Origin of the sequence: Streptomyces sp. APSN-46.1 (assembly GCF_022815725.1) — a bacterium.
GTDB lineage: Bacteria > Actinomycetota > Actinomycetes > Streptomycetales > Streptomycetaceae > Streptomyces.
This window is the reverse complement of sequence record NZ_JALGRF010000010.1, coordinates 193155-213610: the sequence shown is the minus strand read 5'-3', so window position 1 is coordinate 213610 and position 20456 is coordinate 193155. Positions and strand designations below refer to the sequence as shown.

At 72.0% G+C, this 20456-nt stretch carries 19 protein-coding genes; 8 read left to right on the top strand and 11 right to left on the bottom strand.

What is annotated here, in order from left to right; all coding sequences use genetic code 11:
- Positions 1-122: 122 nt before the first annotated feature.
- Positions 123-908 carry a hypothetical protein gene (locus MTF65_RS24065; protein WP_243630996.1) on the top strand — a complete coding sequence of 262 codons (786 nt, stop codon included), beginning with the start codon at positions 123-125 and terminating at the stop codon, positions 906-908.
- A gap of 252 nt (positions 909-1160) precedes the next feature.
- On the opposite strand, the gene MTF65_RS24060 is transcribed toward MTF65_RS24065, so the two are convergent.
- From MTF65_RS24060 to MTF65_RS24050, 3 genes are all read right to left on the bottom strand, one after another.
- Positions 1161-1406: a chaplin gene (locus tag MTF65_RS24060; protein WP_243630995.1), complete on the bottom strand. Its 246-nt coding sequence runs from the start codon at positions 1404-1406 to the stop codon at positions 1161-1163.
- Between the two features lie 131 nt (positions 1407-1537).
- Positions 1538-2179 (bottom strand): response regulator transcription factor, encoded by a 642-nt coding sequence (locus tag MTF65_RS24055; protein WP_243631019.1) that lies wholly within the window; start codon positions 2177-2179, stop codon positions 1538-1540.
- Positions 2180-2192: 13 nt separating this feature from the next.
- Positions 2193-3323, bottom strand: a complete 1131-nt coding sequence (locus MTF65_RS24050) for a GAF domain-containing sensor histidine kinase (RefSeq protein WP_243631018.1) — start codon at positions 3321-3323, stop codon at positions 2193-2195.
- 522 nt (positions 3324-3845) lie between these two features.
- Here MTF65_RS24050 and MTF65_RS24045 point away from each other — a divergent pair.
- Positions 3846-4544, top strand: coding sequence for a transglycosylase SLT domain-containing protein (locus tag MTF65_RS24045; RefSeq protein WP_243630994.1), 699 nt, complete (start codon positions 3846-3848; stop codon positions 4542-4544).
- Positions 4545-4657: 113 nt separating this feature from the next.
- On the opposite strand, the gene MTF65_RS24040 is transcribed toward MTF65_RS24045, so the two are convergent.
- Positions 4658-7228, bottom strand: coding sequence for an FHA domain-containing protein (locus MTF65_RS24040; protein WP_243630993.1), 2571 nt, complete (start codon positions 7226-7228; stop codon positions 4658-4660).
- A 214-nt stretch (positions 7229-7442) separates the two neighbouring features.
- Between MTF65_RS24040 and MTF65_RS24035 the strand changes: the two genes are divergently transcribed.
- Both MTF65_RS24035 and serB read left to right on the top strand, forming a co-directional pair.
- On the top strand, positions 7443-9023 hold the full coding sequence (locus MTF65_RS24035) for a streptophobe family protein (RefSeq protein ID WP_308407213.1): 1581 nt from the start codon (positions 7443-7445) through the stop codon (positions 9021-9023).
- Between the two features lie 273 nt (positions 9024-9296).
- A complete protein-coding gene (gene serB / locus MTF65_RS24030) occupies positions 9297-10496 on the top strand; it encodes a phosphoserine phosphatase SerB (protein WP_243630992.1) in 1200 nt (399 codons plus the stop codon).
- 95 nt (positions 10497-10591) lie between these two features.
- Here the strand turns inward: serB and MTF65_RS24025 are convergent, their stop codons facing one another.
- From MTF65_RS24025 to MTF65_RS24015, 4 genes are all read right to left on the bottom strand, one after another.
- Complete coding sequence (locus MTF65_RS24025; RefSeq protein ID WP_243630991.1) at positions 10592-11113, bottom strand: histidine phosphatase family protein; 522 nt, start codon at positions 11111-11113, stop codon at positions 10592-10594.
- Between the two features lie 86 nt (positions 11114-11199).
- Complete coding sequence (locus MTF65_RS24020; protein ID WP_243630990.1) at positions 11200-11427, bottom strand: hypothetical protein; 228 nt, start codon at positions 11425-11427, stop codon at positions 11200-11202.
- Positions 11428-11586: 159 nt separating this feature from the next.
- Entirely contained in the window at positions 11587-11706 is a 120-nt protein-coding gene (locus tag MTF65_RS30340) for an SGM_5486 family transporter-associated protein (RefSeq protein WP_279399446.1), read from the bottom strand.
- Positions 11707-11711: 5 nt separating this feature from the next.
- Positions 11712-13073 carry an MFS transporter gene (locus MTF65_RS24015; protein ID WP_243630989.1) on the bottom strand — a complete coding sequence of 454 codons (1362 nt, stop codon included), beginning with the start codon at positions 13071-13073 and terminating at the stop codon, positions 11712-11714.
- Positions 13074-13145: 72 nt separating this feature from the next.
- On the opposite strand from MTF65_RS24015, the gene MTF65_RS24010 reads away from it, so the two are divergent.
- Complete coding sequence (locus MTF65_RS24010; protein ID WP_243630988.1) at positions 13146-13817, top strand: FadR/GntR family transcriptional regulator; 672 nt, start codon at positions 13146-13148, stop codon at positions 13815-13817.
- A 61-nt stretch (positions 13818-13878) separates the two neighbouring features.
- On the opposite strand, the gene MTF65_RS24005 is transcribed toward MTF65_RS24010, so the two are convergent.
- The 3 genes from MTF65_RS24005 to fabG all read right to left on the bottom strand — a co-directional run bounded on the left by MTF65_RS24005 (position 13879) and on the right by fabG (position 16014).
- Entirely contained in the window at positions 13879-14310 is a 432-nt protein-coding gene (locus tag MTF65_RS24005; protein ID WP_243630987.1) for a hypothetical protein, read from the bottom strand.
- 208 nt (positions 14311-14518) lie between these two features.
- Positions 14519-15289 carry an enoyl-ACP reductase FabI gene (gene fabI / locus MTF65_RS24000; protein ID WP_243630986.1) on the bottom strand — a complete coding sequence of 257 codons (771 nt, stop codon included), beginning with the start codon at positions 15287-15289 and terminating at the stop codon, positions 14519-14521.
- 5 nt (positions 15290-15294) lie between these two features.
- Positions 15295-16014: a 3-oxoacyl-[acyl-carrier-protein] reductase gene (gene fabG / locus MTF65_RS23995; protein WP_243630985.1), complete on the bottom strand. Its 720-nt coding sequence runs from the start codon at positions 16012-16014 to the stop codon at positions 15295-15297.
- Between the two features lie 185 nt (positions 16015-16199).
- On the opposite strand from fabG, the gene MTF65_RS23990 reads away from it, so the two are divergent.
- The 3 genes from MTF65_RS23990 to tyrS all read left to right on the top strand — a co-directional run bounded on the left by MTF65_RS23990 (position 16200) and on the right by tyrS (position 20452).
- Entirely contained in the window at positions 16200-17723 is a 1524-nt protein-coding gene (locus tag MTF65_RS23990; RefSeq protein ID WP_243630984.1) for a TldD/PmbA family protein, read from the top strand.
- The gene (locus MTF65_RS23985; protein WP_374207290.1) at positions 17723-19117 is read left to right on the top strand and encodes a metallopeptidase TldD-related protein; all 1395 of its coding nucleotides are present in this window, start codon (positions 17723-17725) and stop codon (positions 19115-19117) included. Before MTF65_RS23990 ends, MTF65_RS23985 begins: the two co-directional genes overlap by 1 nt.
- A 69-nt stretch (positions 19118-19186) precedes the next feature.
- Complete coding sequence (gene tyrS / locus MTF65_RS23980) at positions 19187-20452, top strand: tyrosine--tRNA ligase (protein WP_243630982.1); 1266 nt, start codon at positions 19187-19189, stop codon at positions 20450-20452.
- The last annotated feature ends 4 nt before the right edge of the window (positions 20453-20456 follow it).

Genomic DNA, 20456 nt, shown 5'->3' with positions numbered 1-20456 from the left:
TCTCGGTTCGCTGTGTGCACCTGTAGGCGCAGCCCCAGGGGAAAACCTACGCCACTCGCGGAGCGGTCCGGGCGCCAGGCCGGGTGCGGGGGACCTCGCGGGCCGGTCCGTAAAGTGGAGGGATGCTTTTCGAACCACGTTCAGGGCGGCTGGCCGCCTGGGGGAACGCGCTGCTGGCTGGTCTGGTCTCGCCCGACGAGGCCGTGTTGTCGATCGTGGGCGAGGACGCCGTGCACCGGGTGGCGGGGCTGCCGGGGGAATCGGGGCCGGTGGGGCTCACGCTCGCGCTCGGTCGGATGCGGGCGCTGGGGGTGACGGGGCTTCGGGTCGCGTTGCCGGCGCCGGGGCATCCGCTGGGGCTGAGCGGGCCGCCGGAGTTCAACGCGCGGGCGCTGGAGGCGGAGGAGGCGGTGGTCGCGGTGGGCGCGGCGCTGGGTCTGGTGCCGGAGGTGGCCGAGGCCGGGCCGGCGGGGGACGTGCACGTCTCGGTGACCTGGCACTGCCTGCCGGTACGGGAGGCTCCGCCGGCGGACGTGCCGTCGCTGGGCGAGGCGGAGCGGGAGCTGGCGGAGGCGCTGCGCGAGGCGACGGTGGTGCTGACCCGGCTGGACGTGGCGGGGTCGGGGCCGGTGGCGGAGGCGGCGCTGTCGGCGTACCGGGCGCGGGCGGACGCGGGCCGTGACGCGCTGGCTCCGGGATATCCGGCGCGGGCGGTGCGGGTGCTGGCGCTGGCGCAGCGGGTGGACCTGATGGTGTCGCTGGCGTATGAGAACGGGCACGGGGGTGCGGTGGCCGCCTCGGAGATGGCGGCGCGGGCCGAGGCGCTGCGGCCGGTGGAGCGGGTTGCGCGGCGGGCGCTGGTCGCGGCGTACAACTCGGCCGTTGAGGAGCGTGAGCGGGGGCGCTAGCCGCCGGTCCGCTGCGCGGGGCTGGGCGGGGCGGGGCCCCGGCTCCTGGGGCTCCGCCCCAGACCCCGCGCCTCAAACGCCGGCGAGGCTGGATTTTCCCGGCGCCGCCGGAAACGCCCCAGCCCCGCTTCCCGGGGAGAGGGGGGAAGCGGGGCTGTGAACGAGTGCCCTGTTAAGCGGGCAGCACCCGCCACCCGACGGACGGAGTCCGGCGCAGCGGGCCGAAGCCTGCGAAGCAGTGCGAGGGCCGCCTTAAGCGTTGACGCCGGTGTTGCCCCAGACGCCGTTCAGCAGGCCGATGACGTTGACGGTGTTGCCGACCACGTTCACGGGCACGTGCACGGGGGCCTGGACCAGGTTTCCGGAGGCCACGCCGGGCGAGTTCAGGGCCTGGCCGTCCGCCGACGCACCGCCGTGCGCCGCGGAGACACCGGCGCCCGCGGCAAGGAGACCGCCCGCGATCATGGTGACGGCAGTGGCCTTCTTGATGTTCTTCACGTTCTTCGTCCTCCAGTACGTCTGCCGCGGCCAGCCGCCGCGGCACGTAGGGAGAACGGTCACTCCGCGATCGGGATACGCCATGTGGGCGACATACACCCGACCGTATGAATCTCGGATCAGAATCGGAACTAGTCCGTGATCCCGTGTCTGACGGCCCACAGCGCCGCCTGGGTGCGGTCCGCCACATCCAGCTTCATCAGGATGTTCGAGACGTGCGTCTTGACCGTCTTCTCCGACAGGACGAGCGCCCGGGCGATCTCCCGGTTGGAGCGGCCGTCCGCTATGTGCGACAGCACCTCGCGTTCCCGGTCCGTCAGTGCGCCGCCGCGGCTCGACGACGGGGCCTGGTCGTCCTGCGTGAGCAGGGCCACCGCCACCTCCGGCTGGAGCAGGACATGGCCCGCGTGCACGGAGCGGATGGCTCCGGCCAGGGCGTCGGGGTCGATGTCCTTGTAGACGTAGCCCGCCGCGCCGGCCCGCAGAGCCGGGACCACCGTCCGCTGCTCCGTGAAGCTGGTGACGATCAGCACCCGCGCCGGGTTCTCCAGCTCGCGCAGCCGCCGCAGTGCCTCGATGCCGTCGGTGCCCGGCATCTTGATGTCCATCAGGATCACGTCGGGGCGCAGCTCCTCGGCGCCGGCGACACCCTCCGCGCCGTCCGAGGCCTCGCCGACCACCTCGATGTCGTCCTGGACCTCCAGGAAGGTGCGCAGGCCGCGCCGGACCACCTGGTGGTCGTCGACCAGCAGTACGCGGATCGGGCTGCCGATTCGGCCGGGTGCGTCAGCCACCGGGGACCTCCATCTCGATCGTGGTGCCCGTTCCGGGCTCCGAGTGCACGGTGAGCCGGCCGCCGACGCCGCTCGCCCGGTCCCGCATGGACACGAGGCCGAGGTGGCGCCCCGCCCGGCGGACCGCGGAGGGGACGAAGCCCTTCCCGTCGTCCGCGACGCGGAGGGCCGCTCCGGTGCCCCGGCGGGCCAGGGTGACCTCGACGAGGTCGGCGCCCGAGTGGCGCAGGGCGTTGTGGAGGGCCTCCTGGGCGACGCGAAGCAGCGCCTCTTCCTGGGTCGCGGGGAGGGCCCGTACTCCGTCACAGGTGAAGGTGACGCGCGCGGTGTGCGCGCGGTCGAGTACGCGGACGTGGTTGCGCAGGGTCGCCACGAGCCCGTCCTCGTCCAGGGCGGCGGGGCGGAGTTCGGTCACGGCGGCGCGCAGTTCGTCGGCGGCCTCCGCGGCGAGGGCGGCGACCTCCTGGAGTTCGCCCTTGGCGCGGGCCGGGTCGCGGTCCACGAGCGCGGAGGCGGCCTGGGCGGTGAGGCGGAGGGAGAACAGCTTCTGGCTGACGGCGTCGTGCAGCTCGTGGGCGAGCCGGGACCGCTCCTCGGCGATGGTGAGCTCGCGGCTGCGCTCGTAGAGCCGGGCGTTGGTGAGGGCGATCGCCGCGTGCTGGGCGAGGAGGCCGAGGAGGTCCTCGTCCTCGTCGGTGAATCCGCGGGCACCTTGTTTGTTGGCGAGGAAGAGGGCGCCGAGGGTCTCCTCGCCGTCCCGTACGGGCACGCCGAGGAAGTCGGACATGTCGGGGTGGCCGGGGGGCCACCCCTCGAAGCGCGGGTCCTCGCGTACGTCGGCCAGCCGCTCGGGGCCGTCCTGGTGGAGCATCGCGGCGAGGATGCCGTGCTGGCGGGGCAGGGGGCCGATCCGGCGCCACTGCTCCTCGGTGATGCCGTCGACGACGAATTGCGCGAAGCCGCCGTGGTCGTCCGGGACGCCGAGGGCCGCGTACTCGGCGTCCAGCAGCTCGCGGGCCGAGGCGACGATCGTGCGCAGGACGTCGCGGACCTCCAGGCGGCGGCTCATGGCGAGCAGGGCGGTGCTCACCGCGGCCAGGCCGCTGCGGGGTCCGCCGTACAGGGGGCTGGCGGTCATGGGATCACCGTACCGGCGGCGTTGACCTGGGGGATCGGGCTGCGGACGTAGGGCGAAGGGCCCTGTGGGAGTGCGCCAGGCGGAGCTGGTGGCGGCGCGCGGCGTACGCCGTGGGTACGGGGAGGCGAGGGGCCGGCTCTGCCTCTGGCATGAGTTCGGGGATCTGTATCTGCTACTCAAGGATGAGGACCGTGACCGATTGCATTGCTGAAGCAACGCTTGGTGAGACTGTTACGCGGTCGATGTGAGCCCGCGCATAGGACCCACATCACTTACTAAGTTCCCTAGTGGGCATATAAGGGCGCTGTCAGGACTGCTGTACCTAGAGCCGAGCCCCGAAATCGGGCTTCGACGGGCGCCCCTGATCCACTAAGCAGGATCGTACGTCACACCTTTGCCAGGCGTTTTTGCCACCGCTAAGAATGGCCGTCGTCGCACAGCGCTGCGGATCCCGGATCCTCGCGGCGCTTTCCTGCGGCACCCGCTATTCGAAGAGGTTGCTCACGCATGTCCGAGACCAGCACCCCCAGCAACAGTCGTCGTCTGAACAAGACGCAGAAGCTGTCGTTCGCCGCCGTCGCCACGTTCGGCGCCGCCGCGCTGGCCTTCTCCCTCGTTCCGGGCTCCGCCGGCGAGCAGACCGGGACGGCCATCAACGCCGCCCCCGTGGCCTGGACCAAGGTGGTGGACGGCGCCCAGACGAAGACCGTCCAGGCGCACCTCGGCGTTCAGCAGGCCGTCGCGGACAAGCTGGCGAAGGACGCCGCCGCCGAGGCGAAGGCGGCGAAGGCCGCCAAGGCCAAGGCCGACGCCGAGGCCGCCGCCAAGAAGCTGCGCGCGGAGAAGGAGGCGGCCAGCCGGTCCGCCGCCCGCACGCCCGTCTTCGCGAACAACCTGGACGGCTGGATCAAGGAAGCCCTCTCCATCATGAAGCGGGAGGGCATCCCCGGCACGTACGAGGGCATCCACCGCAACATCATGCGTGAGTCCAGCGGCAACCCGATGGCGATCAACAACTGGGACATCAACGCCCAGAACGGCATCCCCAGCAAGGGTCTGCTCCAGGTCATCCTCCCGACCTTCAAGGCGTACCACGTCGCGGGCACCAAGTTCGACCAGTACGACCCGGTCGCCAACATCGTCGCCGCCTGCAACTACGCGGCCGACCGCTACGGCTCGATGGACAACGTCAACAGCGCCTACTAGGCCGCCGACGTCCCACGCCGCACCGCACCCCCATGCGCCTCAGGGCGGCTCCCGGAATTCCGGGAGCCGCCCTGAGGCGTTTTTCGTGACGGGCGGCGCGGCGTCCGGTCCGGCTACCTGCCGGCGCGCATGACCTCGGGCTCGTGGCGGCGCAGCAGGCGCTGGACCAGGAAGCCGCAGGCGATGCCGAGGAGCAGCAGAACGGTGATGTTCAGGCTCCACTGGCCGACCGTGGCCTCCCAGAGCGGGTCGGTGTTGGTCGGGTTCTCGGCGTCCCACGGCGGCATGAGCACGCCGAGGTTCAGCGTGGTGCCGGCGGCGGCGATGGCCCAGCGGGACGGCATCAGCCAGGCGAACTGCTCCAGGCCCGGGGAGTCGTACACCTGGAAGAGGATGCCGGTGAACACGACCTGGACGATCGCGAACATCACGAGCAGCGGCATCGTCTTCTCGGCGGTCTTCACCAGCGAGGAGATCACCAGGCCGAACATCATCGAGGTGAAGCCGAGCGCGATGACCGACAGGCAGATCTCCACGGCGGGCGGCATCAGCAGGCCCTCGGTGGGCAGGTCGCGCGGGGTGAAGCCGATCCCGCAGATGATCACGCCCTGGATGGCCGTGATGATGCCGAGGACGATCACCTTCGACATGAGGTACGCCGACCGGGACAAGCCGGTCGCGCGCTCACGCTCGTAGATGACGCGTTCCTTGATCAGCTCACGGACCGAGTTGGCGGCGCCGGAGAAGCACATGCCGACCGCGAGGATCAGCATGATCGTGCCGGCGTCGCCGTTGAAGCGGGACGGCGCCACGGGCGGCGCGAGACCGAACTTCGCGGGGATGACCGTGGAGACGATGCCGAGGACCGCCGGCAGGACCAGCATCAGGCCGATGAAGCCCTTGTCGGAGGCGATCACCGAGAGGTAGCGGCGGATCAGGGTCCACAGCTGCGAGCCCCAGGCCTGCGGCTTGGGGGGCATCATCTGCTGCGCGGGCGGCATGGCGACGGACTGCGGGGCGACGGCGTCGAGGTCGGCGGCGTACAGCTGGTAGTGCTGCGAGCCCTTCCAGCGGCCGGCCCAGTCGTAGTCGCGGTAGTTCTCGAACGCCGAGAAGACGTCGGCCCACGTGGTGTAGCCGAAGAAGTTCAGCGCCTCGTCCGGCGGGCCGAAGTACGCGACCGAACCGCCCGGGGCCATGACCAGCAGCTTGTCGCAGATGGCCAGCTCGGCGACCGAGTGGGTGACGACGAGGACCGTGCGGCCGTCGTCGGCGAGGCCGCGCAGCAGCTGCATGACGTCGCGGTCCATGCCCGGGTCGAGGCCGGAGGTCGGCTCGTCCAGGAAGATCAGGGACGGCTTGGTGAGCAGCTCCAGGGCCACGGACACGCGCTTGCGCTGACCACCCGAGAGCGCGGTGATCTTCTTGTCCTTGTGGATGTCGAGCTTGAGCTCGCGCAGCACCTCGTCGATGCGGGCGGCTCGCTCGGACTCGGCGGTGTCGCCGGGGAAGCGGAGCTTGGCCGCGTACTTGAGGGCCGTGCGGACGCGCAGCTCCTTGTGCAGGATGTCGTCCTGCGGGACCAGGCCGATGCGCTGGCGGAGCTCCGCGAACTGCTTGTACAGGTTGCGGTTGTCGTAGAGGACGTCGCCCTCGTTGGCGGGCCGGTAGCCGGTCAGTGCCTTGAGCAGCGTGGACTTGCCGGAGCCGGACGGGCCGATGACACCGATGAGCGACTTCTCCGGGACGCCGAAGGTGACGTCGCGCAGGATCTGCTTGCCGCCGTCGACCGTGACCGTGAGGTGGCGGGCCGAGAAGGAGACGTCACCGGTGTCGACGAACTCTTCGAGGCGGTCGCCGACGATGCGGAACGTCGAGTGGCCGACGCCGACGATGTCGTTCGGGCCGAGCAGCGCGCTGCCGGACTTCGCCAGCGGCTGGCCGTTGACGTACGTGCCGTTGTGGCTGCCGAGGTCGTGGATCTCGAAGCGGCCGCCGGGCATCGAGCGGAACTCGGCGTGGTGGCGGGAGACCTGGAGGTCGGAGACCACCAGTTCGTTCTCCAGCGCACGGCCGATCCGCATGACGTGGCCCATCGAGAACTCATGGAACGTCGTCGGGCTGCGGTCGTTGTAGCCGGGGGTCGCGCCCTGTGCGGGGCTCGACGCGGCGGGCCCGCCGCCCTGCTGGTGCGGGACGTGCGGGTGCTGCTGGGCCGCGGCCGGCTTCTGGTACTGCTGCTGCGGCTGCTGTTGGTGCGGCTGCTGTTGGTGCTGCTGCGGCCAAGCCTGCTGTTGCGGCTGGGCCTGCTGCTGGGCCGGGGCCTCGTACACCGGGGCCTGGGCCTGGTATGCGGGGGCCTGCGCCTGGTGGGCCACGGGCTGCGGCGCGGCGGCGGCGCTCAGGTTCAGCCGCGGGCCGTCGGTGGCGTTGCCCAGGTGCACCGGCGTGCCGGGCACGAGCTCGGTCTGCTGGACCCTCGCCCCGTGCACGTACGTGCCGTTGGTGCTGCCGTGGTCCTCGATGCCCCAACCACGGCCGTTCCAGCTGATGGTGGCGTGCCGCCACGAAACCCGGGCGTCATCGATCACCACATCTCCCTGGGGGTCGCGCCCCAGGGAGTACGACCTGGACGGATCGAGCGTCCAGGTCCTTCCATTCAATTCCAGTACGAGTTCCGGCACTCCAGCCCCACTTAAGTCCCCCGAGAATCCCCCTGCTGCCAGGGAGTCTAGGGATGGCGAACATCCGGGGGAACTATTTCAGGCCTGGGGCCACATGTGGAATCCGGGCCTGTGCGTGGCGTCTACGTCTGCCCGTTGACGGGGTCGCAAGTCACCCGGAGAGTGAGATACGGGACTTCTCTCCCGGCGTCCCACGCACCGACCGGGGGCAAGCATGCGTCGCATTCGATGGGGAGACGTGGTCCTGTCCGGGGTCTGCGCCGTGGGCTGGTCCCTGATCGTGATGGCCGGGGTGGCCGCGCTGGGGCTCCATCTGCTGGGCGCCGACGCGGCGGGCGGATCGCTGGGGGCGATGACCGCGGCCGCGGTGGTACTGGCGGTGGGCGGCACGGTCACGCCCTCCGGTGACGTGTCGGCCTTCGGGGTCACCGGGGCCGGAGCGGAAACCTCCCTGGACGTCACGCCCTTGGGGGTCGGGCTGGCCGGGGCGCTCGTACTGGCGCGGCTGTTCCTGCGCTCGCTCCGGACCGGTGCCCCGGCCGGTGAGCTCGTCGCCCGGGCGGGCGTGGTGGCGGCGCTGCTCGTCGCCATGGCGGGCGGGCTGGCGTGGGCCGGACACGACGTGGTCACCCTCGACGGGGCGCGGCTGCCCGGGCTCCCGGGGAGGCCGGAGACGGTGGAGATCCCCGGTCTCGGGGACATCGGCGGGCTGCTCCCGGACCGGATCGGGGACCTGGTCGAGACCCGGACCCGGGTGGGGTTCTCGGTGGACCTCGGGCCGACGCTGCTGGGCGCGGCGGTGTGGGTGCTGGCCGTACTGGCGGTGGCGCTGCTGGCCTCGCGGCGCGGGCCGGCGGCGTTCGCGCGGCTGCGGCCGGCGGTGTCGGCGGTGGTGGCGGTGCTGCTGGTGGCGGTGGCGGCCGGGCTGGCCGCGGCGGGGTGGGCCGCGCGGGGTGACGAGCATCCGGGGCGGGTGCTGGGGGCCGCGCTGCTGGGGGCGCCGAACGGGAGCTGGGTGGGGGTGCTGCTGGGGGTGTTCGTGCCGCTGCGCGGCCGGGCCTGGGGGGAGGTCGGGCGGCTGCTGCCGGATCCGCTGGACGATCTGCTGGAGATGCCGGCGGGGGAGCCGGTGACGGTGGCGCGGCTCGCGGAGTACGACGGGCGGGTCTGGCTGCTGGTCGCGGGCGCGGGGCTGCTGATGCTGTACGCGGGCGTGCTGGCGGCCGTACGGACTCCAGGGCGCGGGATCCTGGGGTGCGCGGCGCGGTTGTCGGCGGTGGCGGGGGCGACGCTGGCGGGGCTGGTGTGGCTGACGGGGTTGTCGGCCGACGCATCGCTCGCGGTGCTCGGGGTGGACGTGGTGGATGCCGGGGTGGAGCTGCGCGGGGATCCCCTGGACGCGCTGCTGATCGGCGCGGGCTGGGGCGCGGCGGCCGGCGCGGCGGGCGCCCTGCTGACCCGTCGCCGCCGCCCACCCCTACCGCGCCCGCCGGTCCCGGCGGCGCACCCGGCGGACCCGGCCCGCCCACCCCACCCGGGGCCGTACCCGGGCTCGTACCCGGGCTCGTACCCGGGCTCGTACCCGGGGCCGGACCGAGGGCCGGGCCCAGGGGCGGGACAGGAGTCGGGCCGGTCGGGGCGAGGGGCGCCGCCGCAGGGGGCCTCCCCGTACCTCGATCCGGACGTGTCCTGGGACGTGACGATCACGGGCGCGCCCCCGAGGACCCCGCGGCCGGCCCGCCGACCGCCGTTCACACCGCCACCGCCACCCCCTCCCCCCGCACCCCCATCCTGATCGCCGACCGGCCTCCCGCCCCGCCCCTGCGGCGACCCCGCCGCCGCCACCCCTCCCCCCACACCCCCGCCCTGACCACCGGGCCGGCCTCCCGCCCCGCCCCCGCCGGACGGAGTCTCCCCCAGCTACCGCTGGGAGGTGCCCCCAGCGCAGCGATCCGAAGCCGGCGAGGCCCCCCGGGGCCGAGCCGTGCGAGGAGCGCAATCAAGAAGGGGACCGCAGGGTGGGACGGGGGTCCACCGGCGCGGCCGGGGAAGATACGGTGAGGGCACCATGAGCGCTTCGCAGACCTCCGACGTCCCCACCCTCCTCGTCAAGATCTTCGGCAAGGACCGGCCCGGGATCACCGCCGGGCTGTTCGACACCCTCGCCGCCTACTCCGTCGACGTCGTCGACATCGAGCAGGTCGTCACCCGCGGCCGCATCGTGCTGTGCGCCCTCGTCACCCAGCCCGCCGGCAGCACCGAGGGCGAACTCCGGGCCACCGTCCACAGCTGGGCCGAGTCGCTCAAGCTGCAGGCGGAGATCCTCTCCGGTACCGGCGACAACCGGCCGCGCGGCAGTGGGCGTTCCCACGTCACCGTGCTCGGCCACCCGCTGACCGCCGAGTCCACGGCCCAGATCGCCGCCCGGATCACGGCGACCGGCGGCAACATCGACCGTATCTTCCGGCTCGCGAAGTACCCGGTGACGGCGGTGGAGTTCGCCGTGTCCGGCACCGAGACCGAGCCGCTGCGCACCGCCCTGGCCCTCGCCGCGGCGCACATCGGCGTGGATGTGGCCGTGGTGTCGGCCGGGCTGCACCGCCGGGCCCAGCGCCTGGTCGTCATGGACGTGGACTCGACCCTGATCCAGGACGAGGTCATCGAGCTGTTCGCGGCGCACGCCGGCTGCGAGGCCGAGGTCGCAGAGGTCACCGAGCGGGCCATGCGCGGCGAGCTCGACTTCGAGCAGTCGTTGCACGCCCGCGTCGCGCTGCTGGCGGGCCTGGACGCGTCCGTCGTGGACAAGGTCCGCTCCGAGGTGCAGCTGACCCCGGGGGCCCGGACCCTGATCCGGACCCTGAAGCGGCTCGGCTACCAGGTGGGCGTGGTTTCCGGTGGGTTCACGCAGGTCACGGACGACCTGCGGGAGAAGCTGGGGCTGGACTTCGCCTCGGCCAACACGCTGGAGATCGTCGACGGGAAACTGACCGGCCGGGTCATCGGCGAGATCGTGGACCGGGCGGGCAAGGCCCGGCTGCTGCGCCGGTTCGCCATGGAGGCCGGGGTGCCGCTGGCCCAGACGGTGGCGATCGGTGACGGCGCCAATGACCTTGACATGCTGAACGCGGCCGGGCTGGGCGTGGCCTTCAACGCCAAGCCCGTGGTCCGCGAGGCCGCGCACACCGCGGTGAACGTGCCGTTCCTGGACGCGGTGCTCTACCTGCTGGGGATCACCCGGGAAGAGGTCGAGGCCGCCGACCTCGGCTGAGCCGGCCTACGAAGAGCACGGGCGCCGGCGCACACGGCCGGGGCCCGTTCCTTCGCGCGTAGCCCGTAGCCCGTAGCCCTTAGCCCGCCCGCGGGTCAGTGCTCCGTGGGCGTCCAGTAGTCCAGCAGCGTGCCGACCCCGTGCTCCAGCGATTTCCACGAGCCGGTGAAGGAGACGACCGCGAGCGCCGCGGTCGGGAATCCGGTGCGGTGCATCCGCTTCGCGGTGTCTCCCTCCGCGCGCCCCGAGAGGGCGTCGGCGAGGGCGTGCATACCGGGGTTGTGGCCGACGACGAGGAGGTCGGAGACGTCGTCGGAGGTCTCGTTCAGCAGGGCGATGAGCTCGCCGAGCGAGGCGTCGTAGAGCCGCTCCTCGTACAAGGTCTTGGGCCGGTGCGGCAGTTCCTGGACGGCGAGCTTCCAGGTTTCGCGGGTGCGGACGGCGGTGGAGCAGAGGGCCAGGTCGAAGGTGATGCCGGTCTCGGCCAGCTTCAGACCGACGGCCGGTGCCTCGTGGCGGCCTCGCTCCGCGAGCGGGCGGTCGTGGTCGGACACCTCGGGCCAGTCGGCCTTGGCGTGCCGGAGGAGGACGATCCTGCGGGGTGTGTCGGCGCTCATGACCCCCAGCTTCCCATGAAACGAGCCACCCGGCCCGGGGTGTTGGCGTGCCCGCCCGCGCAGCGTGCGCGCCCCGCTGCAAGGGGTCAGCCGACGACGCGCAGCAGTTGCTCGGTGACCTGGAGCAGCGCGGGGGCTTCGCCGGAGGCCGCGTGCGCCTCGGCCGACCCGGCGAGGAGCAGCAGAAGGAGCCCGAACGCGAGGGCGGGCAGGGCCAGTGCCCACCAGTGCAGGCGGGCGTTCGCGCCGGCGGCGGCCGGGCGGCGGGAGGGGACGGCGGTGGAGAGGTAGGGGGTGTGCGTGGGGGCCGACATGGCCGCCTCCGTGGGTGTGCGGGGTGGGACTGGCTCGCTGGCTTCGAATCTATGGATCCGGAGCAGCGGCTCCCATCCGGGGGACACCCCAGTTCACCCTGAACCTGGCCCCCTAGGGGTTGGTGGGGGTAGCCCCACCCCTCCCGGGTCCGCGCCGCCTCAGGGGGAGGCGAGCGTCGCGATGACGGCGATGACGACGGTCACGAGCAGCATCGCGCCGAGCACGATGCCGAGCTTCTTGTGGCCGTCCTGGGGGTTGGGTTCGAGTACGGGCGACATGTCGCTCAGTCTCGCATGCCGCATTCGTCCTCGATCGTGCGGTCCCGTCCGGCCAGGACGCCCACCACGATCTGCGGGATCAGCAGTCCCGCCATCAGCGCGAGGGGCAGGTCCCAGCCTCCGCTGTGCTGGTAGAGGGTGCCGATGACGAGCGGTCCGGGGAGGGAGATGAGGTAGCCGGTGCTCTGGGCGAAGGCGGAGAGCTTGACGACGCCGGCCGGGGACTTGGCGCGCAGGCCGATCATCGTGATGACGAGCGGGAAGGCGCAGTTGGAGATGCCGAGGAGGAGCGCCCAGGCCCAGGCGCCGGCGGCCGGGGCGAGGTAGAGCCCGAGGTAGCCGGCGAGGCCGAAGAGGCCGAGGGTGACGGCGATGGGCCCCTGGTTGCGCATCCGGCCGGCCAGGCGGGGGATGACGAAGGCGAGGGGGACGCCCATGACCATGGTGACGGCGAGCAGGACGCCGGCGGTCCCGGCGGAGACCCCGGCGTCGCGGAAGATCTGCGGGAGCCAGCCCATGGTGACGTACGCGCCGGTGGCCTGGAGGCCGAAGTAGCAGGCCAGGGCCCAGGCCGTGCGGCTGCGGACGGCGCGCGGGCCGGAGTCCGGGCGCGCGGTCGAGGCGGCCGTCGCGGAGCCGGCCGTCGCGGCGGCGACCGCGGCGGCGGAGCGCTCCCGGCGGCTCGCGGCGGCGATGGGCAGCCACGGCAGTACCGCGGCGACCGCGAGCACGGCCCAGACGAGCAGGCCGGTACGCCAGCTGCCGCCGAGGGCGGAGGTCAGCGGGACGGTCGCGGCGGCGGCGAGCGAGGTACCGGCGGCCAGGGCCATGGAGTAGAGGCCGATCATGGTGCCCACCCGGTCCGGGAACCAGCGCTTGACGATCACCGGGAGCAGCACGTTGGTCAGGGCTATGCCGGCCAGGGACAGGGCGCTGGCGGCGAGGAACCCGGCGGCGTTGGTCGCGAAGGGCCGGATCAGCAGTCCGGCGGCGATGGCGGCCATGCCGGCGCAGACGACGGCGGCGGGCCCGAAGCGGCGGGAGAGCCGGGGCGCGGTGACGCCGAAGACGGCGAAGCAGAGGGCGGGGACGGAGGTGATCAGTCCGGCGACGGTACCGCTCATGCCGAGGCCCGTGCGGGTCTCCTCGAAGAGGGCGCCGAGGCTGGTGATGGCGGGCCGGAGGTTGAGGGCGGCGAGGACGATGCCGACGATGAGGACCGGGCCGAGCCATGCGGGTCGCGGCGCGCCGGGCGCGGCCATGCCGGGCGCGGCCGTGGCGGCCGGGCCGGCCGGGGCGGCGGTGGACGGGGGTGCCGTGCGCGTGGCCCGCGGCCGGTTCAGGGTCTGGATTTCGTCGTCGAGCATTCAGCCATCATAGAATCATGGGATGATTGGTTGTCCACTGTGCCTTCCGTTCTCGGAGAGGACCCCGCCCCCATGCCGCTGACCTCGCCCCGGCGATCCGCGCTCGCCGATCAGGTGATCGCCCAGCTCAGGAACCAGATCACCTCCGGTGAATGGCCGGTCGGCTCCCGCATCCCCACGGAGCCGGAGCTGGTGGAGCTGCTGGGCGTCGCCCGCAACACCGTGCGGGAGGCCGTCCGGGCCCTCGCGCACAACGGCCTGCTCGACATCCGGCAGGGTTCGGGCACGTACGTGCTCGCCACCAGCGAGCTGGCCGGGGTGATGCACCGCCGTTTCGCCGGGGCCGACCCCCGGGACATCGCGGAGCTGCGCTCGACGCTGGAGTCCTCGGCGGCGCGACTCGCGGCGGAGCGGCGGAGCGCGCGGGACCTCGTACAGCTGGACGCGCTGCTGGCCCGGCGCGAGGAGGCGTGGGAGGGCGGGAACGCGGAAGTGTTCGTGGCGGCGGACGTGGCGCTCCACATGGCGGTGGTGGCGGCCTCGCACAACGAGGTGCTGATCGAGCTGTACGCGGACCTCGGCGATCTGGTGGCGGACTGGCTGCGGACGGACGTCGGCACGGTGCTCGATCCCGCGTCGCACGTGGACCACGCGCGGCTGATCGAGGCGGTCCGGCGCGGGGACGCGGACACCGCGGCCTCGGAGGCGGCGGGCTACCCGTTCGTCTGCCTCGGCAAGCGCTGACGCCGGCGACGGGAGCGACGACTCCCGGGGACGGCTCCAGATACGCCCTCAGGTGCGGCCCTCAGGGCCGCTCGTGGCTCACCCAGGCGGAGCGGACCTCCTTCCAGCAGCGGCCGGCGAGCTCGACCCGCCCGGCCGGCCCCACGGCCACGGCGGCGCCGTCCCCGTCCACGTCCCACCAGCGGTCGCACTCCACGTGCAGCCGGATCCGGTCGGTCTCGGGGTAGCTGTTGTGGCAGTACGCCGCCACCCGCGAGCCCTCGATCTCGGTGTCGCAGTCGGCGCCGAAGAGCTCGCGGGAGGCCGTCGGCGCGAGCTGTACGGGTGGCTCGGCGGGGATCTCGTCCAGGTCCACGACCGCCGGGGGCACCGCCTCGGGGCCGTACGCCGGGTCGGCTCCGTCGGGCTGCGCGACGGCTCCGGGGATCAGGAATCCGGTGAGAACCACCGAGGTGACCAGTAGCGATACCGCTCGGCTCCGCCTCGCGCGCACTCCCGTACCTCCTCCCCGCAGGAGCCGGGAAGATCCCGACGATGCCAGTTTGCAGGTATCTGTCCGCGTTTTCGACTCGGGAAGATCCCGCCGGAGGGCGAACATTCGATCGACACCTCGGCCCCACCCCCGAACACGACGGCGGCCACGCCTCCCGGAAGGGAGACGCGGCCGCCGCCGTACGGACTCGGGGCCCTGGATCAGGCGATCAGGCACCCATCGCGTGCAGGCCGCCGTCCACGTGGACGATCTCGCCGGTGGTCTTCGGGAACCAGTCCGACAGCAGGGCCACGACGCCCCTGCCCGCCGGCTCCGGGTCGCTCATGTCCCACTCCAGCATCGAGCGCGAGTTCCAGACGTCCGCCAGCTCCGAGAAGCCCGGGATGGACTTCGCGGCCATCGAGCCGAGCGGACCGGCCGAGACCAGGTTGCAGCGGATGTTCTCCTTGCCCAGGTCGCGGGCGAGGTAGCGGCTGGTGGCCTCCAGCGCGGCCTTGGCCGGGCCCATCCAGTCGTACTGCGGCCAGGCGAACTGCGCGTCGAAGGTGAGGCCGACGACGGCCGCGCCCTCGTGCGGGAACAGCGGCTTGCAGGCCATGGTCAGCGACTTCAGCGAGAACGCCGAGACGTGCATGGCGGTGGCCACCGACTCGAACGGGGTGTTCAGGAAGTTGCCGCCGAGGGCGTCCTGCGGCGCGAAGCCGATCGAGTGGACGACCCCGTCGAGGCCGCCGAGCTCGTCGCGGACGATGCCCTCCAGGCGGGCCAGGTGCTCGTCGTTGGTGACGTCGAGCTCGATGACCTTGACCGGCTTGGGCAGCTTCTTGGCGATGCGCTCGGTCAGCGTCGGGCGGGGGAACGCGGTCAGGATGACCTCGGCGCCCTGCTCCTGGGCCAGCTTGGCGGTGTGGAAGGCGATGGACTGCTCCGTCAGCACCCCCGTGATGAGGATGCGCTTGCCGTCGAGAATTCCGCTCATGGTGATCAGTGACCCATGCCCAATCCGCCGTCAACGGGAATGACGGCTCCGGTGATGTACGCGGCGTCGTCGGACGCCAGGAAGCTCACGGCTGCCGCGATCTCCTCGGGCTGCGCGTAGCGGGCGAGCGGCACCTGGCCCACGATCGCCGCGCGCTGCTCGTCGGTGAGCACCTTCGTCATGTCGGTGTCCACGAAGCCCGGAGAGACCACGTTGAAGGTGATGTTGCGGGAGCCGAGCTCACGGGCCAGCGAGCGGGCGAAGCCGATCAGCGCCGCCTTGGAGGCGGCGTAGTTGGACTGCCCGGCGGCGCCCAGCAGTCCCACGACCGAGGAGATCAGGACGACGCGGCCCTTCTTGGCGCGGAGCATGCCGCGGTTCGCGCGCTTGACCACCCGGAAGGTGCCGGTGAGGTTGGTGTCGACGACCGACGCGAAGTCCTCCTCGGACATGCGCATCAGCAGCGTGTCCTTGGTGATGCCGGCGTTGGCCACCAGCACCTCGACCGCGCCGTGCTTGTCCTCGATCTCCTTGTAGGCCTGCTCCACCTGGTCGGAGTCGGTGATGTCGCAGCGGACGGCCAGGACACCCCGGTCGATGAGCTCCTGCGGCGGCTCGCCGGACCGGTACGTGATCGCGACCTTGTCTCCGGCCTCCGCGAAGGCACGGGCGATGGCGAGGCCGATGCCCCGGTTTCCTCCGGTGACGAGAACCGAGCGGCTCAACAGATCACCCTTTCGCTTGGCGGTATGAGTACCGAAAACCTATAGGCCGGATCGGCTGTACAAAGAATCCGGCTCCGACAGGGCCTTGCGACGGGCTCTGTCGAGTCCCTACAGAAAGATGTAGGCACACGGGCCCTGAGCGCGACATGATCGGGGCGACCGGCCCCGACCCCGGGAGGACTTCCGTGCCCCATTCCATCGACGCGGCCTTCACCGCGCTGCCCTTGCGGGCGCTCGCCGACGCGGCGCTCGCCCGGGCCCGCGCGCTGGGCGCCGACCATGCCGACTTCCGGCTGGAGCGTATCCGCAGCGCCTCCTGGCGGCTGCGCGACGCCAAGCCTTCCGGCGGGTCCGACACCACCGACCTCGGTTACGCGGTCCGGGTGGTTCACGCGGGCAGCTGGGGATTCGCCTCCGGCGTGGACCTCACCATGGACGGCGCCGCCAAGGTGGCCTCGCAGGCCGTGGCCATGGCGAAGCTCTCCGCCCAGGTGATCAAGGCGGCAGGCTCGGCCGAGCGCGTGGAGCTCGCCGACGAGCCGGTGCACGCCGACAAGACCTGGATCTCCTCCTACGACGTGAACCCGTTCGAGGTTCCGGACGCGGAGAAGGCGGCGCTGCTCGCCGACTGGAGCTCCCGCCTGCTGGCGGCCGAGGGGGTGGCGCACGTGGACGCCTCGCTGCTCGCCGTCCACGAGAACAAGTTCTACGCCGACACCGCGGGCACCATGACCACGCAGCAGCGGGTGCGGATCCACCCACAGCTCACCGCCGTGGCCGTGAACGGCACCACCGGCGAGTTCGACTCGATGCGCACCATCGCCCCGCCGGCCGGCCGCGGCTGGGAGTACCTGACCGGCACCGGCTGGGACTGGGACGCCGAGCTGGAGCGGATCCCCGGCCTGCTCGCCGAGAAGATGCGGGCGCCGAGCGTCGAGGCCGGTCGCTACGACCTGGTCGTGGACCCGTCCAACCTGTGGCTCACCATCCACGAGTCCATCGGCCACGCCACCGAGCTCGACCGGGCCCTGGGCTACGAGGCGGCGTACGCCGGGACCTCCTTCGCCACCTTCGACCAGCTGGGCAAGCTCAAGTACGGCTCCTCGATCATGAACGTGACGGGTGACCGCACCGCCGAGCACGGCCTGGCCACCATCGGGTACGACGACGAGGGCGTCGAGGCCCAGAGCTGGGACCTGGTCAAGGACGGCACCCTGACCGGCTACCAGCTGGACCGGCGGATCGCGAAGCTGACCGGCCTCGGGCGCTCCAACGGCTGCGCCTACGCCGACTCCCCCGGGCACGTCCCGGTGCAGCGGATGGCGAACGTCTCGCTCCAGCCGGATCCGGGCGGGCTGTCCACCGAGGACCTGATCGGCGGGGTGGAGCGCGGGATCTACGTGGTCGGCGACCGCTCCTGGTCGATCGACATGCAGCGCTACAACTTCCAGTTCACCGGGCAGCGGTTCTTCCGGATCGAGAACGGCAAGCTGGCCGGGCAGCTGCGCGATGTCGCGTACCAGGCCACGACCACCGAGTTCTGGGGCTCGATGGAGAAGCTCGGCGGCCCGCAGACCTACGTGCTCGGCGGCGCCTTCAACTGCGGCAAGGCCCAGCCGGGGCAGGTCGCCTCGGTCTCGCACGGCTGCCCGTCCGCGCTGTTCCGCGACGTGAACATTCTCAACACCACCCAGGAGGGCGGACGCTGATGTCGATGAGCCGAATGAAGCCGCACGAGATCGTCGAGCGCGCGCTGGAGCTGTCCACCGCCGACGGCTGCGTCGTCATCGCCGACGAGGAGTCCACCGCCAACCTGCGCTGGGCGGGCAACGCGCTCACCACGAACGGCGTCACCCGCGGCCGGACCCTGACCGTCATCGCGACGGTCGACGGCAAGGAGGGCACGGCCTCGGGGGTCGTGTCGCGCTCCGCCGTCACCGCCGACGACCTGGAGCCGCTGGTACGGGCCGCCGAGGCGGCCGCGCGCGGGGCCGCCCCGGCGGAGGACGCCCAGCCGCTGGTGAAGGGCACCCCGGCCTCACCGGACTTCACCGACGCCCCGGCCGAGACCTCCTCGGCGGTGTTCACGGACTTCGCCCCGGCGCTCGGCGAGGCCTTCGCCCGGGCCCGCGCCGGCGGGCGGGAGCTGTACGGCTTCGCCAACCACGAGCTGGTCTCCACGTACGTCGGCACCTCGACGGGGCTGCGGCTGCGCCACGACCAGCCCAACGGCACGCTGGAGCTCAACGCCAAGTCACCGGACCGGCAGCGCTCGGCCTGGGCCGGCCGCTCGACCCGGGACTTCAAGGACGTGGACCCGACGGTCCTGGACGCGGAGCTCGCCGTACGCCTGGGCTGGGCCGAGCGGAAGATCGAGCTGCCCGCCGGGCGGTACGAGACGCTGCTGCCGCCGACGGCGGTAGCCGACCTGGTGATCTACCAGATGTGGTCGGCGGTCGCCCGGGACGCCGTGGAGGGCCGGACGGTCTTCTCCAAGCCCGGCGGCGGCACCCGGCTCGGGGAGAAGCTGTCCCAGTTGCCGCTCACCCTGCGCAGCGACCCGAACGCGCCGGGCCTGGAGACCGCGCCGTTCGTGATCGCGCACAGCTCCAGCGACGACGCCTCGGTGTTCGACAACGGCCTGCCGGTCCCGGCGACCGACTGGATCCGGGACGGCGAGCTGGCCCGTCTGCTCACGACCCGGCACACGGCGGGCATGACGGGGATGCCGCTCGCCCCCGGCTTCGGGAACCTGATCCTGGACGGGGGCGGCGAGAAGTCCCTGGAGGAGATGGTGGCCGCCACCGAGAGGGGTCTGCTGCTGACCTGCCTCTGGTACATCCGCGAGGTGGATCCGGCCACCCTGCTGCTCACGGGCCTGACCCGGGACGGCGTCTACCTGGTGGAGAACGGGCAGGTCGTAGGCGAGGTCAACAACTTCCGGTTCAACGAGTCGCCGGTGGACCTGCTCTCGCGGGCCTCCGAGGCCGGCCGGACCGAGAAGACCCTGCCGCGCGAGTGGAGCGACTGGTTCACCCGGGCCGCGATGCCCGCTCTGCGCATCCCGGACTTCAACATGAGCTCGGTCAGCAAGGGCGTCTGACCCACCTAGACTGAGTCACCTGAGTGACGCAATTCCATCATTCGAAGGATTCGAAGGAGTCGAGAGACCGTGACGGACATCGTCGACGAACTGAAGTGGCGTGGGCTCTTCGCCCTGTCCACCGACGAAGAAGCGCTGCGCAAGGCGTTCGCGGACGGTCCTGTCACGTTCTATTGCGGCTTCGACCCGACCGCCGCCTCCCTGCACGTGGGGCACCTGGTGCAGGTGCTCACCGTGCGGCGGCTCCAGCTCGCCGGGCACCGGCCGCTGGCACTCGTCGGCGGGGCCACGGGTCAGATCGGTGACCCGCGGCCCACGGCCGAGCGCACCCTGAACGATCCGGAGACGGTCGCGAACTGGGTGAACCGGCTGCGGGCGCAGATCGAGCCGTTCCTGTCCTTCGAGGGTGAGAACGCCGCGGTCATGGTGAACAACCTGGACTGGACGGCGGGCCTGACCGCCATCGAGTTCCTGCGGGACATCGGCAAGCACTTCCGCGTCAACAAGATGCTGACGAAGGACTCCGTCGCCCGCCGGCTGGAGTCCGACCAGGGCATCAGCTACACGGAGTTCAGCTACCAGCTGCTCCAGGGCATGGACTTCCTTGAGCTCTACCGTCGCTACGGCTGCACCCTGCAGCAGGGCGGGTCCGACCAGTGGGGCAACCTGACGGCCGGTCTCGACCTGATCCACCGCCTGGAGCCGCACGCGAACGTCCACGCCATGGCGACGCCGCTGATGGTCAAGGCGGACGGCACCAAGTTCGGCAAGTCCGAGAGCGGCGCCGTCTGGCTCGACCCGGAGATGACCACCCCGTACGCGTTCTACCAGTTCTGGCTGAACGTGGACGACCGGGACATCTCCACCTACATGCGGATCCTCTCCTTCAAGTCCCGTGAGGAGCTGGAGGAGCTGGAGGCGCAGACCGCCGAGCGACCGCAGGCGCGTGCCGCCCAGCGCGCGCTCGCCGAGGAGCTGACCACGCTGGTGCACGGCGCCGACCAGTGCGCCGCCGTGATCGCCGCGTCGAAGGCGCTGTTCGGCCAGGGCGACCTGGCGGAGCTGGACGAGGCCACGCTCGCCGCGGCCCTGTCGGAGCTGCCGCACGCGCGGGTCGCCGAGCCGGGCCTGGTCGTGGACCTGCTCGCGGAGACGGGGCTGGTCCCCAGCAAGTCGGCCGGCCGCCGGACCGTGAAGGAGGGCGGTGCCTACGTGAACAACGTGAAGGTCACCGCCGAGGACGCGGTACCCGCCAAGGAGGACCTGCTGCACGGGCGCTGGCTGGTGCTGCGCCGCGGCAAGAAGAACCTGGCGGCGGTCGAGGTCACGGGCTGAGGCC

Coding starts and splice junctions, on each gene's coding strand:
- serB (WP_243630992.1), top strand. CDS start 9,297: ATGAGCGCTTCGCAGACCTCCGACGTCCCCACCCTCCTCGTCAAGATC.
- MTF65_RS24020 (WP_243630990.1), bottom strand. CDS start 11,427: ATGTCGGCCCCCACGCACACCCCCTACCTCTCCACCGCCGTCCCCTCC.
- MTF65_RS24010 (WP_243630988.1), top strand. CDS start 13,146: ATGCCGCTGACCTCGCCCCGGCGATCCGCGCTCGCCGATCAGGTGATC.
- MTF65_RS30340 (WP_279399446.1), bottom strand. CDS start 11,706: ATGTCGCCCGTACTCGAACCCAACCCCCAGGACGGCCACAAGAAGCTC.
- MTF65_RS24045 (WP_243630994.1), top strand. CDS start 3,846: ATGTCCGAGACCAGCACCCCCAGCAACAGTCGTCGTCTGAACAAGACG.
- MTF65_RS24025 (WP_243630991.1), bottom strand. CDS start 11,113: ATGAGCGCCGACACACCCCGCAGGATCGTCCTCCTCCGGCACGCCAAG.
- MTF65_RS24015 (WP_243630989.1), bottom strand. CDS start 13,073: ATGCTCGACGACGAAATCCAGACCCTGAACCGGCCGCGGGCCACGCGC.
- MTF65_RS24065 (WP_243630996.1), top strand. CDS start 123: ATGCTTTTCGAACCACGTTCAGGGCGGCTGGCCGCCTGGGGGAACGCG.
- fabI (WP_243630986.1), bottom strand. CDS start 15,289: ATGAGCGGAATTCTCGACGGCAAGCGCATCCTCATCACGGGGGTGCTG.
- MTF65_RS23985 (WP_374207290.1), top strand. CDS start 17,723: ATGTCGATGAGCCGAATGAAGCCGCACGAGATCGTCGAGCGCGCGCTG.
- MTF65_RS24035 (WP_308407213.1), top strand. CDS start 7,443: ATGCGTCGCATTCGATGGGGAGACGTGGTCCTGTCCGGGGTCTGCGCC.